This window comes from Niveispirillum sp. CC-CTL257, assembly GCF_059489915.1.
On record NZ_JCAJXE010000004.1, the window covers coordinates 162,305 to 178,913 of the forward strand.

A 16,609-nucleotide genomic window follows, 5' to 3' on the forward strand; every position below is an offset into this window, starting at 1 on the left:
GGTTCAAAAGGTCATGCGACTAGCCTTCCTCGACACAACATTTGGCGATTACACGCCGCAGACAATGCAGGCTGCGCCGTTGGGTGGCACGCAGTCTGCCGCTTGTTATCTGGCGCTTGCCCTGGCCCGGATGGGCGTAGATGTCACACTGGTGAACGGCACCTCTGCGCCGGGGATGGCGGACGGCGTTATGTGCCGACACTATGGCACTATGCCCGTTTCCCTGTTGGCGCGGTTTGATGTGCTGGTGGTGATGGGCGGCTGCGACAGCGACAGTGCGCGCAACCTTCGCGCAGCCCGTGATGGAGGCTGCCGGTTTGTGCTGTGGACCCAGCATGCCGGGGATCAGCCCGCCATCGCCAATCTGGCTGACCCCGATGTTGCCAGCCTGTGGGACGCATTCATTTTCGTGAGCCGGTGGCAGCGGGAGGATTATATCCGGCGGTTCCGGCTTCCCCGTCATCGCTGCCATATCGCCCGCAACGCCCCGGCCCCCTGCTTTGCCGGGCTGTTCGCGCCAAAGGACAGCATCACCGCCGCCAAACAATGGCCGCCGGTGCTGGCCTATACCAGCACACCGTTCCGGGGGCTGGATGTGCTGCTGGCGGCGATGCCCCTGATCCGTGCCGCGATACCGGGAACGCGGCTGAAGATATTTTCATCATTGGAACCCTATGGCGTGCCGGTAGAGCGTGATCCCTACGCCGCGCTCTATGATCGCTGCCGGGCGATCGAGGGGGTGGAATATGTGGGCAGCGTATCGCAGCCTGCCCTGGCGGCGGCCCTGCGGGAGGTGACGGCGCTGGCCTACCCCAACCGCTATGCCGAGACCTCCTGCATCAGTGTGATGGAGGCGATGGCGGCGGGGTGCCTTATCGTATCAAGCCAGTTGGGTGCCCTACCCGAAACCGCAGCGGGGTTCGCGCGGCTGATCCCCGTGCCGACGGACCCAGGCCAGCATGCCGCCCGGTTTGCCGACGCCCTGGTGGCGGAACTGCGCCGCCTTCATGAACAGCCGGAAGCGGCGGAGAACCACCGGCGTGCGCAGATACAGCATGTTGACGCTGAACATGGCTGGACGCGGCAGGCGCAGCGCTGGCTCTCATTTCTGTCCGACCCCGCCAGCTGGCAGCCGCTGACCCAGAAGATCCCCGACCTTCTGGGTCAGTTGCGGCGCCCCATGGCGTTGAATGACCAGGACGCCATGGCCGACCTGTGCCAGCGGATATTGTCGCTGGACCCCGCCCATGCCGGTGTCTGGCGTGTGCTGGCGCAGGTGCAGGCGGCGCTGGCGCACCATACGGCGGCGCTGCTGTCCCTGGGCCACGCCTGCCGCCTGGAGCCATTGCCCCCGGCGGAATGGCAGGACCTGATGCCAGCCCTGTTGACCGGGGTGGTGACAGGTACGGACGGCACATCGCCTGCCGCTCGTATCGCGGCGCTGCGCGGGATACAGCCACTGCTGTCCGATAATGCCGGCTGGACCGTCCAACTGACCGCCGCTGTCCGGCACCTGGCGTCGCAGGCCAGGGCGGCGGATGACGCGGCGGCGACGCTTTCTGCCTGTTTGCTGGCCGCAGACCTGGCGCCCGACGACGCCGGCATCCGGCTGGCGGCGGCCATCGCGGCCCAGGCATTGGGCGATCACGCGCTGACCCTGGAACTGGCGGCGCAGGTGCTGCGGATCGACAGCGCCATCATCCTGTCCTCTCGACAGACGCGGGGGCTGCTGCAGACTTGGCTGGATGCGGCGGAACAGGCAGCACTGAACGCACAGGCCGCCGAGGGTGTGGACGCTGTCGCACCGTTCTTCCATGCCATGGCCTTGATCACTGGGGCGCTGGGTGGCGATGCCAGCCTTGCCCGACAGGCCGCCGTCACACCGGAACCGACGGCCCGCCGTGCACTACTGCTGCGCATGGTCGCGTCAAGACAGCGTCTGGCTGGACGTCGGGCGGAGCAGGTGGAGCTGCTGCGTCAGGCGGCGGAACTGGAGCAGGGGCCTGCCGCCGGACAGCGTCTGGCAGAGGCGCGGATGGCGCTGTCGCAGCGGCTGCTGCTGGAAAATCTGGGACAGGTCCTGACCGACGGGGCCAATGGCCGCCTGGGGGCGGGCTGGCAGGAACAGGCATCGGCGTTGATCGCGCAGATCGAAGGGTTGATGCATCTGGAGGGGAATGACGAGGCGGAGCGGTCGGTGATGTGGTGCTCACTTCGGGGCTACGATGCCTTTTTGGCCTGGTTTGCCGCCACCGGGCGGGGTGCCCCGCCACTGCCCACCCCGCCGCCGGAAGGGCGCAAGCTGTACGACTGTTTCCAGTTCTATAATGAGTTGGACCTGCTTGACATACGGCTGGCTGAACTGTCGCCGGTGGTTGATCATTTCGTGCTGGTGGAGGCCACCTATACCCATGCCGGCGCGCCCAAACCGCTTTACTATGCGGAGAACCGCGAACGGTTTGCGCGCTACGCTGACAAGATCATCCATGTGGTGGTGGAGGATGATCCCGGTGGCTTCGCCTGGGTGCGGGAGGGGCATCAGCGTCAGGCGATCATGCGCGGCCTGACCCAGGCCGGCCCCGCCGACATGGTCGTGATCAGCGACGCAGATGAAATCCTGCGGCCCGAAACCATACAGCGCCTGCGCGCGGCGGGGCCGGACGGGCCATCGCTGTTCGCCCCGCATCTGGACATCCATCTCTATTTCCTGAACCTGCGGGCACCTGACCCCTGGGTTTCGGTGGCGGCGGCCCCGTTCGCGCTGGTGCGGCAGGTGGGGGCCAACAATATGCGCTATCTGGCAAAGCAGGGGATTGGGCAGACCATTCCCACCGCCGGCTGGCACTTTACCTGGATGGGCGGGATGGAACGGTTCCTGGCCAAACTGGGTGCCTATGCTCACCGCGAGATGATGGGCAGTTTCGGCCTTGACGGGGATGTCAACCGCGCCCGGCTGGAAAAGTTCTTTGCCACGGGTCGGTTTGAGGAGGGGGGCATCCCTGGCATGTGGACGGCTCTGACGCGGGTGCCCATTGATGACAGTTTCCCCGCAACCCTGCGTGCCCGCCGGGGCGAGTTTGAGCGGATGGGCTGGATCGCGCCGGAGGCGGGCAGGTGAGCGTCACCGCCAACGACCTCATGGCCAGGGCCATCGCACTTCAGAATGCGGGGCAACTGCCAGCGGCAGAGATGCTGTTCCGTCAGGCGCTGGAACAGCGGCCGGAGGACCCGGACATCCTGATGGCGCTGGGCGTCTCGGCGTTGCTGCAGGAGGATGCACGGGCCGCCGTCCCCCTTCTGGCCCGTTCCTTGCGGCAGAGGCATCAGAACGCCGCCGGCTTTTCCAATCTCTGCGCGGCGTTGCGTGCCCTGGGCCAGCTGGATCAGGCAGAGGTGGCGGGACGGGAAGCGGTCCTGATCGACCCTGGTCTGGACATGGCCCAGCATAATCTGGCCAGCGTGCTGCTGGACCGGGGCGACCATGCGGGCGCGCTGGAGCCATTGCGTCGCTACATCGCGCTGGTGCCGGATGCCACCTTGCAGCGTTTTCTGCTGGCGACATCCCTGATGGCCCTGGACCGGCATGCGGAGGCAGAGCCGATCTGGCGGCAGTTGCTGCGCCTGACGCCGGAGGATGGCAGGGCGCATGCCAATCTGGGTGTCGTGCTGAAGAACCTGCGCCGATATGCCGACGCGATTGCGGCCTATCAGCGGGCGCTGGTCCTGATGCCAGACGAAGCGGCGGTGATGAACAATATGGGCCTGTCACTGTCACAGTTGGGTGACAGCGACGCGGCAGCTGTCCGCTGGCTGAACCGGGCCATCCGGGTGAAGCCTGATTTCGCCGATGCTTGGTTGAACCTGGGACTGGCTAAGCGCAACCAGAATCAGATTGATGAGGCCCTGGAATTCTGCCGCGCAGCACTGGCGGCCGATCCCAACCATGCGGAATCGCATACGCTTCTGGCCACCTGTCTGCTGCTGAAGGGGGAGATGCGGGCCGGCTTCGCGGCCTATGAATGGCGCACCCGTCTGCGGGACTTCCCCGCGCATCGGCGTGACTATCCCTCACCGGCATGGGCCGGCGGTGACGCAGCGGGCCTGACCCTTCTGGTCCATGATGAACAGGGCTTGGGGGATGGTATTCAGTTTGCCCGCTATCTGCCGCTGCTGGCGCGGCGCGGCGCGCGGGTGGTGGTGGAATGCGCCCCGGCATTGGCCCGCATCTTCACCACCCTGCCGGGGATAGGGGCTATTATCATCCATGGTGCCCCGCTGCCGCCCCATGATGCGCATGTGCCCCTGCTGAGCCTGCCGCATCTGCTGGGAGTGGACGAAGCGCCGAACTTGGTGCCTTACTTGTCCACTGAGCCGGCGTTGAGCGCGGACTGGTCACGTCAGCTTGCAGGGTTCGTTGGTTTAAAGGTGGGCTTGGTCTGGGCCGGCAATCCCGATTTCAAGGATGATCACCGACGGTCACCAGGGCTGGCTGCCTTCATGCCCTTGCTGGACGTACTAGGCATCTCCTTCTTTGCCCTGCAAAAGGGCGTTGGGCGGGGGGATATGGAACGGTTGGGCGGCAGTTTGGGGGCGAACTTCACCGACTTGGGGCCCCAGGTCGCGGATTTCGCCGATACGGCCGCCATCATGGCCAATCTGGACCTTGTCATCAGTTCCTGTACGGCCCCGCCGCATCTGGCGGGTGCCCTGGGGCGGCCGGTCTGGACCGTCCTACCGTTGAATGCCGATTGGCGTTGGCGGCAGAGCGGGGAGCAGACATTCTGGTATCCCAGCATGCGCCTGTTTCGGCAGGAAAAGGCCGGCGATTGGGGGCCAGTGATGATGCGCGTCCGTGACGCGCTGGTCAGTCTTGTGGCGGCACAATAAGCGTCTCTGGCGGCAACCCCGCGAGGTGCCGTTCCCACATCAGGCGAAAGGCGCGCTCCAGATCGCGGGCGAACCCGGCTGTATCGAACAGCCCCGATGTGCCACGCACCCTCTCCAGATGAGCTTTCAGCGCCAAAATTCGTGCCCGGTCACGGATCGTGGAGAGGGCTAGCTCTTCATATCCCGCAGCATCATCTGTGATCAGATCGAGCAGGCCGACAGCGTGCAGCAGACTGGCCGCCACGCGCGCCGCGAAACCGTCACCCTGCTGCGTGACCACCGGCACGCCCATCCACAGCGCGTCCGATGTTGTGGTGTGGCCGGTATAGGGGAACGTATCCAGGCAAAGGTCGATCACGCGGTATCGGGCCAGATGCTGCGCCAGCGGGGCCGGGCCGACGAATGCCAGCCGGGCGGGGTCGATGCCGGCCCGCGCCGCCGCGGTCCGCAGGTTGGCCGCTGCCGCGCCCTTTGGATCAAAGAGCAACAGGCAGGCATCTGGCACAGCGCGCAGCAGCCGCATCCAGCAGGCAAACATTTCAGGTGTGATCTTCTGCGGCGCGTTCAGGGCAGCAAGGATGAAACTGTCCGCCGGCAGACCCAGGCTGGCCCGGTCAGGTGAGGTTAGGGGCAGGGGGCGGGCACTGTCATTGACCTGATAACAGCGTGGCAGGATGACCAGACGCTCATGGTAGAAGGGTTGATCGGCGGCGGGGGTCACGATCGGGTCGCCGATCAGATAATCCATCGCACCGCCCCCGATGGTGCCGGGATAGCCCAGATAGGCCACCTGTATCGGGGCCAGCCGCCGCGACAACAGGTCCAGCCGTGCCCCCGCTGTGTAGCCTTTAAGATCGACCAGGATATCGACGCCCTGTGCCGCCGCCCAATCAGCAACCTGCGCGGTATCAAGGTCGCGCAGACTGTGGAAACCGTCCACGGCGTCGCGTATGCGCTGGCGGGCGGCACTGCCATCCTCATGTCCATAACATCCGGCCAGAACGCGAAACCGGCTGCGGTCATGCTGTTCAAAAAGACCGGTGATCAGATAGGCGGTGGCATGCGCGTGGAAATCCGCCGACAGATAGGCGACGGTCAGGCGGCCATCCTGGCGTTGGCGGGGCGGCAGGGGGGAGGGGGCCCAGGCCACCTGCCGTCGCCAGACCGTTTCGGCGGCCCGCCGCTGTCGCGCAGATGATATCCCCGCAATCTGCGTCAGCAGCGGCAGAACAGTGTAATCGCTGTCAATTCGGCTTTCAAGTCGTGCCCGGTCACGATCATACTGACGCCAGTCGGCAATTTGCAGGCGACAGGCAAAGGCCTCGCTTTCCGCCACGTCCAGCGACGGGTCCAGGCGGACGGCGCGTTCAAAGGCGGCGGCGGCCCTGGCCGGGTCAATGGCCCGCAACGTTAGCCCCAACGCCCGCCAGGCGGTGGCTGATGCCGGTGCCAGCGACAATGCGGCCCGACACTGGCGAAGGGCCAGTTTGGGCTGATCAAGGCACAGCAGGGCGTGGCCGATGCGCCAGTCTGGATTGTTCGGGGCCAACAGGCTGGCACGGTGGAAAAGACCGGCGGCATCCGCTGCCCGTCCCTGGCGCTGCCGGATCATGGCCAGATTGCCATGGGCATCGGCGATGGCCGGGTCCAGGGCCAGGACATTCTGGAACAACCGGGCCGCCGCCTCACCATCCCCCGTTGCCATGCACAGCACAGCCCGCAGGAACAGGCCACCGACATGATGCGGCCAGTCCCGCAGAATGTCCCCGCACAGAGTGTCCGCCGCCAGCATGTCCCCCCGGTGATATGCCTCCATCGCGGCCCGCAGCAGATCGGTAGGGGTGGGGGCATGCAAAGCGGGGTTCATCCTGATGCGAGACGGTGGGATGGGCGGAGCATGGCGGGACCTGCCGCTATTGCCAAGCCACTTGTCCATGCCTATCCATGAAGCCGCAGATAGACGGGGAGGGCGGGCCGATGAGCGGGGAGGGCTTTCGCCGGGCGATGGAGGCGGGTCAGGCCGCCCATGCCGCCGGTGATCTGCAACAGGCCATCGCCTGTTTCGCCGACGCTGTCCGCCTTTGCGCCGCTCATCCCGTGGCCCTGTTCAATCTGGGCATTGCGCTGGAGGATGCAGGACAGGCCGACGCAGCCCTGCCGGTACAGGCGGAGGCGCTGCGGCTGCGGCCCGATCATCCCCCAATCCTGTTCCGGCTGGGCAGTCTGCTCGCGGCATCGGGTCAGCCAGAGAAGGCCTTGCCCCTGTTGTCTCGTCTCTTGACGATCAAGCCGGATTTTCCCGACGCCGCATTCCGCTGCGGCAATGCCCTGATGGCCGTGGACCAGCCGGTGGCGGCGGAGCGTGCTTATCGTCGGGCGCTACTGCTGGAACCGGGCGGGGCAACAATCATCAACAATCTGGCGGGGGCGCTGCGCCGGCAGGGACGGGTCGGTGATGCCGCCCACTGGTATCGACGGGCCGTGGCCCTCGCTCCGCAAAGCGCCGAATATCACAAGAACCTGGGTACGTGCCTGATTCAGCTGGGCGATTGGCGGCAGGGCTGGCCCCATTATGACTGGCGGTGCCGGCAGTCCGTATGGCGCTGGCGGCGCGATGTGCCAGGCATACCGCGCTGGGACGGCTCCGACCTGACGGGCAAACGCATCCTGGTGCATTTCGAACAGGGCCTGGGCGATACGCTGCAATTCATTCGCTATATGGCGGTGTTGAAGGATCGGGGGGCCTGGACCCTGTTTGAATGTCAGCCCACGCTGCGCGATATCCTGCGCGGTGTTTCCGGGATTGATGAATTGATCTGTCATGGTGATCCGCTGCCGGACGCGGATTTCCATGCACCGCTGATGAGCCTGCCGGGACTTTGCGGCTCCATACCCCAAACCGTGCCTGCCGCGTCGGTTCCCTATCTGCATGCGCCGCCAGACCGTGTGGCCGCGTGGGCGTCTCGAATCGGAAACGGGGGTGTACGCATCGGCATTAACTGGCAGGCGGCCGGTGCCGACCGCTCCATCCCCCTCGCCGCTTTCGCACCGCTTGCCGCTATAGCCGGTGTCCGCCTGTTCAGTTTGCAGCAGGATGTGGGGATTGATCAGCTAAACGACTGGACTGGTCACGTTCCAATAACAGTTTTCCCGGATGCGGAGCGTGAACGGGAGCATGGCAGCTTCCTGGACAGTGCCGCCATCATTGCCAATCTGGATCTGGTCATCAGTTGTGACAGCGCCATGATCCACCTGGCGGGGGCCATGGGAAAGCCGGCCTTCCTGGCGCTGCCGTTCCTGGGCGACTGGCGCTGGATGAACGATCCCGCGCGAACGGTCTGGTATGATTGCGTATGTGTGTTTCGCGCGGAGTCACAGGGGGAATGGGCAGCGGTGATGGACCGGATCGCTCAGGCCATAGTTGATGGCGCTATCCGAAAGATACGCTATGTTCACAGTCAGAATTCATAAAATCATAAGATTTTCTATAGATTGTGCACTATAGCTGGAATTTCGGTTATTGTGCCGCCTTGGCATGGTATGCCTGCGGCCAACATGCTTTGTCTGTTAGATTTGGTTAATGGGCTTGGGAGGGAACTATGAAGGGATGTCTTCGCCGGTCGGTGGTCATGGCCACCATCAAGGCGGCGCTGCTGATGAGCGTGACGATCCCGGTTCTGCTATCCTCTCCGTCCCATGCCGCTTCCTGCACCGGCGCCATTCTCTGCAACGGTGATTTCGAGATTGCGACAACGGTCGCAGGCTCGGACGCTGTGGCGTTCGATGGTTGGACCGGCACGGATCCGGCGGGCCTGCGGGCCGGTGTCGGTGCCGACGGCAAGGGCAACAGTGCGGAGTTTCTGTTCTCCACCAACACTTTGTCGCAGGCCCTGGCGACGGGCCTGGGTGATCGCTACCAGATCACGTTTCAGTATAAGAGCGACGGCGGCCAGGGCCTGAGCGCCTATTTCGGCGATGCCCGTATCTTCGATTATGTCGGCGACAGCGCGCCCCCCACGGGCTGGAAGACCTACAGCTTCAATGTCCAGGCGTTTGGCGGGGAGACGGTCCTGCGCTTTGTGGCTGACAGCCTTGGGGCCGCACAGAATATCGACAATGTCACGGTAGCGTTGTGCCCGACCTGCACGCCCAGCACCACCGCCAATCTTGGCGCTGTGATCGACCGTACCAAGGCCTTCTACACGACCGATGACGCGGCGGGCAGCGGCAGCAACCTGTCCGGCACGCGCACCCTGACCTTCGATGGCGGCACGCTGCGCCCCGGCACCACGGGTGCCCTGGGCAGCCAGGGGCAACCTGTCAATCTGGTGCTGAATGTCGGATCTGCGGGGGGAACGCTGGATAATGCAGGCCAGAATATCGGGCTGGCGGGCCGCATCGTTAACACGGCCTCTGCGGCCACCCCCTTCACCCTGATCGGTGCAGGTCAGGACGCGATCACCAGCCAGATCACCAATCTGGGCACCCTCGTGGTGGCCACCACGGGCCGCACCTCCTTCTCCGGTGCCATCGAAAATGCGGGCGGCAGCTTCCTGGTGCGCAATGGCGGTCAGGCAAACGTGACCGGTGGCCTGACGGGCGGCACGATTGCGGTGGAAAATGGTCAGCTTTCCGTGAACAGCGTGGTGGCGGCCCCGGTGACCGTGGGTGCCCAGGGCACCTTGCGCGGTGCTGGGCGGGTGTCTGGCAGCACGACTGTCGCCGGTGCGCTCCGGCCTGGCAATTCCCCCGGCACCCTGACTTTCACTGGTCCCGTGACGCAGCAGACCGGCAGCGCGTTGGTGCTGGAGATTGATGGGCCGGGAACGGGCAACGGGGCTGGGAACTATTCCCGCGTCATCGTGACGGGGGCCGGCAATGGCTACACAATCGGCAGCGGCGTGACGCTGACCCCGGTGCTGCGCGGTATTACCTACGCTGCCGATGAAACGGCTGGCACCAACAGCTACACGCTCAGCCTGGGGCAGCGCCTGACGGGCGTGGTGCAGGCTGAAGGCGGTGTAACGGGTACCTTCGCCACCATCACCCAGCCTGTGGCCGGTCTGCCCGCCAGCGGGCGGATCGTGGCACTGTACAGCGCCAACAGCATCGATCTTTACGTCGGCGTTGCTTCTTACGCTGGCTTGGCCGGCTTGACCGGCAATCAGCGCGCGGTGGGCGCTGCCGTGGATGCGTTGGAGGCGGCGCGCAACCCAGCGGCACAGCCTATTTTCAACGCGCTGATCCCGCTCGGTATTTCGGCGTTGCCGCCGGCCATGTCCGCCCTGTCGGGGGAGTTCAGTGCCAACCTGCCGCTGGCGGCGACCGATGTCAGCCGTGGCTTCGGCGGCATGATCGCCACGCGTCAGGGCGGGCTGCACGGCGCGGGTCAGCAGGGCTGGCAGGCCTGGGGCCGCGCCTTCGGCAACAAGGCACGCACCAGCAGCGACGGTAACAATCCCGGCTTCCGTCACCGCATGGCCGGCGCCATGGCCGGTGCTGATATCGGGGTTGAGGAAGGGGCGCGGGCGGGCATTGCCGTCGGCTATGCCGACAGCCGTGTGACCGGTCGCCAGGACAGTGGCCGTGTTTCCATCGACAGCTATCATATCGGCACCTATCTGGGCTGGAACCAGGAGGCGCTGTTCGTGGATGCACAAGCTGGGGTGACATTCAGCAGCTATCAAACGGCCCGGACCATCACCATCGGCACCCAGGTGCGCAACACCAGCGGCGACACGAACGGGCACAGCATCGGGGCCGGTCTGGAGGCGGGTTACCGTCTTGATCTGGACGGTATGCAACTCACGCCCAGCGCCTTCCTGCGCTATGACGGCAGTGATGTCGATGGGTTCGCCGAACGCGGTGCCGACGTCTTCGGTCTGACGGTGGCCGACGACGCCCAGGCTGACCTGCGGGCCGGCGTCGGTCTGCGGCTTACGACACCGGTGGCGCTGGATAATGGCGGCACGCTGGTGCCCGAACTGTCGGCCCGGTGGGAACATGATCTGTCCACGCCCGGTAACAGCACCAACCAGTCGCTGCTGGGGCAGGCCTTCACGGTACGGGGGGCGGCCCCCGGTCGCGACACGGCGGTGCTGGGTGGCGGCCTGTCCATGGAAATTGCTGACAACATGCGCCTGTCCGCGCGCTATGATGCAGAACTGAGCGATAACCGCACACAGCATGCTTTGACCGCCCAGGTGCGTATTACTTGGTAACAGGGCAAAGCTGTCAGAAGCAGGATCGACGTGACCGCGAAGAAGCGCAAAGCTGCCGCCCCCGCAACGCCGGCTCCGGCCCCGCCACCCCCGCCCGCCCCCGCTACAACCAGCGCTGTCTCCCTGCCCCCCGGTAATGATGATCAGCTGCGGCGCACGGCGGAGGATATGGTCCGCGCCAACCCACGCGACGGGACGGCGTGGAGTACGCTGGGTGTTGTTCTGCGCCGGATGGGCCAGGTGGAGGAAGCGCTGCTGTGCTATCACCGGGGCCTGGAACATGACCCGGACAATGCCGGCATCTGGTCCAACCTTGGCAATCTGCTGACCGACCTGGGCCGCCATGCAGAGGCGTTGGACGCTCACGCACGCGCCTTGCGCACCATGGGCGACAGTGCGCCCCTACTGTTCAACGCCATGATCAGCAAGCGCAAGGCCACCGCCTTCCGTGAGGCGCTGCTGATGATGGACCGGGCGCTGGCGGCCGATCCGCATTCGGCGCAGTTGCGCTGGGAACGGGCCCTGACCCTGTTGCAGGTGGGGGAGTATGAACAGGGCTTCAAGGATTACGAATATCGCCGGGGCATCGCCACTTATCGCACCCGCCCCACGCCGGGCACGCCGTGGGATGGTGGCGATCTGAGGGGCAAGCGCATCTTCCTGTCCACCGAACAGGGGTTCGGCGACACGCTGATGGCGGCCCGCTATGTCCCCCTGGTCAAGGCGCGTGGGGGGCGCATCCTGTTTGAATGCCACCCGGAACTGCGCCGTGTGCTGGGCAGCCTGCCGGTCGATGAATTCGTGCCGGCGGGGCACGCCTTTCCTGATTTCGATGTCCAGGCCTCGCAGATGAGCCTGCCTCATCTCTGTGGCACGCGATACGACAACGTGCCGCCGCCCGTCTCCCTTCATGTTCCACCCGACGCGCGGGCCAAGGCGGCGCGGGTGCTGGGGCCGGCGGAGCCGGGCATCTTGCGCGTCGGCATCATCTGGTCGGGCCGTGTCACCTTTGCCGACAATGCACGTCGCGCCACCAGCCTGAAAAACTTTCTGCAATTCGGCACTGTCCCTGGCGTGCGTCTCTATTCCCTGCAAAAGGGACCGCCGGAAGATCAGCTGAATGAACTGGGCAGCCGCGTCCTGGTCACGCCACTGGGGCCGCATATTGAGGATTTCGCCGATACGGCGGCGTTTCTGGAAAAGCTGGACTTGCTGATCATGACCGACAGTTCCACCGCACATCTCGCTGGCTCCCTGGGCACACCGGTCTGGAACCTGATACAGTTCATGCCCTATTGGGTTTATGGCGATGGCGGGCGGCAGACGCCCTGGTACCCGTCCATGCGCCTGTTCCGGCAGACCGATGACCAGGACTGGACCCCGGTCTTTGCCGAAGCCATGGCGGCACTGCGGGACCTGGCGTGGGTCCGCCGCCAGTACGCCAAAACTTGTGGCACCTGAAAAGGGTGCGGTATCTGTCTGCCTGCGGGTTGGGTGAAGGGAGAGTGTCATGGGCTATTACGACATGGTTGAAAGCAGCTGGCAGCTGAGCGACGCCGCCCTGGAATATGCGCAGAAGGCGGGCCGCGCCGTGGAGCCGGCAGAATTCTGGGACAAGGTCTTCTCGCAGTCGCCGCTGGTCGATGCCGAGCGCACGTTGCGCGAAAGTCCGCAGCGTGACCGCATCTTCCTGAAATCGCCCTATGGGCTGCAATATCGTCCCGCCCAGAAGGACTGGGTGCCCTTCCGGCATGGCGCGGTCGATCTGTCGAATGAAAACAACATCTGATCAGGCGCTGGCCGACGCGCTGGCCGACCATCGCGCCGGCCATCCTGAACGGGCGGCTGCCACCTATCGCCGGCTGCTGGCGGATGACCCCGGCAATGCCGATCTTCTGCATCTGCTGGGTGTGACCGAACGGCAGGCGGGTAGGGTGGCCCCGGCGCTGGCCCTGTTCCGGCAGGCCCTGGATCGCGCGCCGCATCTGGTGGAGGCCCGGCTGAACCTGGCCAACGCACTGTTGTCACAGGGGGATGCGGCGGCGGCGCGGGCGCAGTGGCGGGCCGTTCTGGCGCTGGACCCTGCCCATGGTGCCACCTGGCACGCCTATGGCTCATCCGGTGCCGGGCATGGCGGGGCGGGACGGGCGGAGGCGATCCGCAACCTGCGCCGCACGGCCCGCCTTGACCCCGAAAAGGCGGAGATTCATCACGATCTCGGCATCCTGCTGCGCCAGGATGATCGGATTGAAGAAGCCATTGACTGTCAGCGCCGCGCCCTGTCGCTGCAACCCGGCTTCCTGTCGGCCTGGATGAGCCTGGGTAACGCTCTGCTGGAGATGGGGGAGATCGACGCCGCTGCCCAGGCCCTGGAACGGGCCGTCTGCCTGTCCCCTGGCACGCCGGAAATCTGGTTCAATCTGGGCAACCTGCATTACCGGTCTGCCGATCTGGACCGCGCCTTGATCTGCTATCGCCGTTCGGCGCGGCTGGGTCTGGCGGCGGCCCGTGCGCGGGTGGTGGCAACCCTGTTCGATCAGGGACAGGACGCGGCAGCAGAGGCGGCGCTGGTTCAATACCTGCCTCTGGAGGGCACGGACGTTTCCTCCATTCTGGAATATCTCTACGCCATCATGGTCCGTGGCGGTCGAACCACGGACGCGCGGACGCTGTTCACGCGGCTGGAGACGGTCCCGCTGGCCGGTCGGATCTATCCGGTCGAATGCCAGACCGCGCTGTCGGCGCTGGACCTGATGGAGGGGGATCCCATGGCGGCGGCGTCCCGGCTGCTGTCTGTGCAGTCGGATAATTGCTGGATGTTCACCGTCCGCTCGTTGGCGTCACTGGAGCGCACGCGCCGGCAGCAGGGTTGGCGCTGGCAGCGGCCGCAAAACCTGGACAGGGACAAGCCGCGCCTTACCTCCACGACCCTGGGCAACCGGGGGCGGTTCGCCCATAATGTCTTGGAATATGTGCTGCTGCGGCTTTACGCGGAAAAGCACGGTTGCGTGCTGGAGACGCCGGACTGGGTGGGCGGTGCTTATTTCGATCTGGATGACCCGATGCCCGGTGGCCCGCTGCCGCCCTGGCCGTTCGCGCGGCGTGTTCTGAACGGTTCGGTCATGGGCACCTGGACGGCGGAACCCGTGTTGGACCGCGACGCGATGTCCCCTCTGTTCCTCTATGAATATCCTGCGGAGTTCCGTGACCGGATACGGTCATGGCTACGGCCAAGACCGCAATGGAAGCCGTGGATCGACCCGCCTGTCGATGCGCTGCGCGCTGTGGGGCGTACCATCGTCGCCATCCATATCAGGCGGGGCGACTTCCTCCAGTTTGGCTACCCCATCACGGAGACACAGACCTATGTCGACTGGCTGCGCGCCCTGTGGCCGACGCTCGACAAGCCGGTGCTGTATCTGGCCAGCGACGATATCCCTGCCGTGCGCGCCGCCTTCCGCGAGTTCCGGCCCGTCACCTTGCATGATGCGGGTCCGGCCTGGCCGGGGCTGGAATTCCTGCAGGATTTCCATGTCCTGACCCAGGCCGACATTGTCGGCATCAGTGCCGCCAGTGGGTTCAGCCAGTTGGCCGCCCGCCTCAACGCGCGGGCGCGCTTGTGTGTTGAACCGGACATGAAAACCGGCGGGATCAAGCCTTTTCAGGCTTGGACATAGCCAGCGCGCTCAGCGCGTCCCCCACGCGCCGGACCACCGGACCCCATTCCCCGCGTTTTTCCTGTCGGAACAGCCGCATGGACGGATACCAGAACGTATCCTCCCCCGTCGCCAGCCAGCGCCAGTCGGGCGAAAAGGGCAGCATGGTCCAGGTCGGCCGCCCCAGGCCGCCTGCCAGATGGGCCGGCCCCGTGCAGGAGGTGATGATCAAGTCGAGATTGGCCATGATGGCGGCAGTATCAGCGAAATCCCCGATCTCTGGCCCCAGATCGACAAAGCTGTCCGGCAGTGCCCCCACATTTTCCAGATCCTTGCGCCCCGGCCCCTTTTGCAGGCCGAAGAAGCAGACCCCGGCCATGTCCAGAAGCGGGCGCACCACCGCCAGACCGGGGGAGCGCAACCGGTCCGCCTTGAATTCCGGGTTCCCGGCCCAGACCAGACCGACCTTCAACCCCTTGTACCGGGACAGTTTGTCTGCCCAAAGCGCCAGCAGGTCCGGCTCTGCCGCCAAATAGGGGGCGGCGGGGACATTATCTATACGGGCACCCAACCGATAGGGCAGTGACAGCAGCGACACATGTGCATCATGCGGTGGCAAGGGCTGGAACCGCCCGACCACCCGGCCGATGCCCGGCATGCTGCCCAGCAGCCGCACCAGTTGGCTGTTGCATTCCAGCACAACATCCACACCGCGTTCGCGCAAGCCGGGCACATAGCGCACAAACTGCAATGCGTCACCCACGCCCTGTTCGTCATGCACCAGCAGGGTGCGGCCCGTCAGGTCCGACCCGCCCCAGGCAGGAGAGGTGAAATCCCGGCGGGGGGAGGGGAAGTCCGGCATGCGGGAGCGCCATTCATATTCCGCCAGCCCTTCCTCATATTTTCCCTGCATCAGCAGGCTCATAGCCAGGGCGGTATGGCCGGCGGCCAGCATGGGGTCATGCTTGACCACCGCGCGGGCGCTGCTGATCGATTGTTCAATCAGCATTTCCTCGCGGCTGGCCACGGACAGGTTCAGATGGGCCGTGGCGCTGTCCGGCTGCCGCGCGATGGCGCGCTGGAAACATTCCATGGCTTCGGGATATTGGTCCTGATCCTGCAAAACGATGCCCAGATTGCTCAGCAGGCCGGGATCGTCGGGCGCGAAGCCCAATGCCGTGCGGTAGGCCGCCGCCGCGTCGTCCAGCCGGCCCAGCCGTCGCAGGGCCACACCCAAATTCGTATAAGCGTGAACCGACAGCGGCTGCATGGCCAGCAGATCGTACATCGCCTCAATGGCCGCTTCCGGCTTGTTGTCCAGGATCAGCAGGCGGCCCAGTTGCAGGCGCGCCTCCGATGAATAGGGGCGCAGGGTGATCAATTGCCGTTGCGCCGCCACCGCGTCGCCCGTGCGCTGCATCTGATCCAGGATATTGACCAGATTGACCAGGCCATCGGCGAAATCGGGTGCCAGACGCAGCGCCCGCACACAGGCGTCCAGCGCCTCTGGCAGCCGGTTCAGGCGGCGAAGCGCGCTGGCCAGATTGGAATGGCGCAGCGCGTCATCCGGTGCGGCCTTCACGGCTGCCTCCAGCACGGGCAGAGCCGCCACATAGTCACCCTTCTGAAGATACAGCACACCCAGACGGCCCAGGGCGTCGCCATGGCCGGGCACCCGGCCCAGAACGGCGCGATAGGCCCCCTCGGCCTCGCCCAGCCGGCCCGCATCATGCAGCGCTGCGGCGGCGCTGAACAACTCGGCGACGGAAGCGGGCGCGCTGCGCTGTTCGCTCATCGGGATGATCTCTCCTTTCGCGCCGATTTTACGGGTCCCATCCCGGCGGC

Annotated in this window: 9 protein-coding genes; 7 read left to right on the plus strand and 2 right to left on the minus strand. The window is 65.4% G+C overall.

Annotation, left to right across the window (positions count from 1 at the left end; translation table 11 throughout):
* Positions 1-13: 13 nt before the first annotated feature.
* Positions 14-3,118 (plus strand): glycosyltransferase, encoded by a 3,105-nt coding sequence (locus ABC729_RS21400; protein WP_495609635.1) that lies wholly within the window; start codon positions 14-16, stop codon positions 3,116-3,118.
* Positions 3,115-4,887: a tetratricopeptide repeat protein gene (locus ABC729_RS21405; protein ID WP_495609636.1), complete on the plus strand. Its 1,773-nt coding sequence runs from the start codon at positions 3,115-3,117 to the stop codon at positions 4,885-4,887. Before ABC729_RS21400 ends, ABC729_RS21405 begins: the two co-directional genes overlap by 4 nt.
* Here ABC729_RS21405 and ABC729_RS21410 read toward each other — a convergent pair.
* Positions 4,865-6,742, minus strand: coding sequence for an O-linked N-acetylglucosamine transferase, SPINDLY family protein (locus ABC729_RS21410; protein WP_495609637.1), 1,878 nt, complete (start codon positions 6,740-6,742; stop codon positions 4,865-4,867). The two genes, ABC729_RS21405 and ABC729_RS21410, sit on opposite strands and share 23 nt — an antisense overlap.
* A 122-nt stretch (positions 6,743-6,864) precedes the next feature.
* On the opposite strand from ABC729_RS21410, the gene ABC729_RS21415 reads away from it, so the two are divergent.
* From ABC729_RS21415 to ABC729_RS21435, 5 genes are all read left to right on the plus strand, one after another.
* On the plus strand, positions 6,865-8,358 hold the full coding sequence (locus ABC729_RS21415; protein ID WP_495609638.1) for a tetratricopeptide repeat protein: 1,494 nt from the start codon (positions 6,865-6,867) through the stop codon (positions 8,356-8,358).
* A 128-nt stretch (positions 8,359-8,486) separates the two neighbouring features.
* Entirely contained in the window at positions 8,487-11,108 is a 2,622-nt protein-coding gene (locus tag ABC729_RS21420) for an autotransporter outer membrane beta-barrel domain-containing protein (protein ID WP_495609639.1), read from the plus strand.
* Between the two features lie 30 nt (positions 11,109-11,138).
* Positions 11,139-12,569, plus strand: coding sequence for a tetratricopeptide repeat protein (locus tag ABC729_RS21425; RefSeq protein ID WP_495609640.1), 1,431 nt, complete (start codon positions 11,139-11,141; stop codon positions 12,567-12,569).
* 49 nt (positions 12,570-12,618) lie between these two features.
* Positions 12,619-12,897: a hypothetical protein gene (locus ABC729_RS21430; protein ID WP_495609641.1), complete on the plus strand. Its 279-nt coding sequence runs from the start codon at positions 12,619-12,621 to the stop codon at positions 12,895-12,897.
* The gene (locus tag ABC729_RS21435) at positions 12,881-14,785 is read left to right on the plus strand and encodes a tetratricopeptide repeat protein (RefSeq protein WP_495609642.1); all 1,905 of its coding nucleotides are present in this window, start codon (positions 12,881-12,883) and stop codon (positions 14,783-14,785) included. Before ABC729_RS21430 ends, ABC729_RS21435 begins: the two co-directional genes overlap by 17 nt.
* Here the strand turns inward: ABC729_RS21435 and ABC729_RS21440 are convergent.
* A complete protein-coding gene (locus tag ABC729_RS21440) occupies positions 14,760-16,559 on the minus strand; it encodes a tetratricopeptide repeat protein (protein WP_495609643.1) in 1,800 nt (599 codons plus the stop codon). The two genes, ABC729_RS21435 and ABC729_RS21440, sit on opposite strands and share 26 nt — an antisense overlap.
* Positions 16,560-16,609: the final 50 nt, after the last annotated feature.